Genomic DNA, 308 nt, shown 5'->3' on the forward strand with positions numbered 1-308 from the left:
GCATCATCAGCTTGGAAGGCTGAGGTAATAGCCATTATACGATGCCCGCATCCTGAAACTCGGCTACCCAGTTCTTTCTGTAACAAAAAAAGAGATTTCTCTCTTTTTCAGTTTGAGCTGGCTAATTTTTCCAACCAGCTCCGGCGGCATTTACGCTGCCAGAAAGTGGTGGTGGGGGAAGGATTCGAACCTTCGAAGTCTGTGACGGCAGATTTACAGTCTGCTCCCTTTGGCCGCTCGGGAACCCCACCGGACTTGATGGTGCCGACTACCGGAATCGAACTGGTGACCTACTGATTACAAGTCAG

1 tRNA gene is annotated in these 308 nt (G+C 50.3%); it reads right to left on the reverse strand.

The annotated features are described in order from the left end of the window. Window positions 1–166: 166 nt before the first annotated feature. Window positions 167–251 (reverse strand) — tRNA-Tyr (locus ADJ24_RS04970). Window positions 252–308: the final 57 nt, after the last annotated feature.

It is taken from the genome of Enterobacter sp. 940_PEND (assembly GCF_001059415.1).
Classification (GTDB): Bacteria; Pseudomonadota; Gammaproteobacteria; order Enterobacterales; family Enterobacteriaceae; genus Enterobacter; species Enterobacter cloacae_M.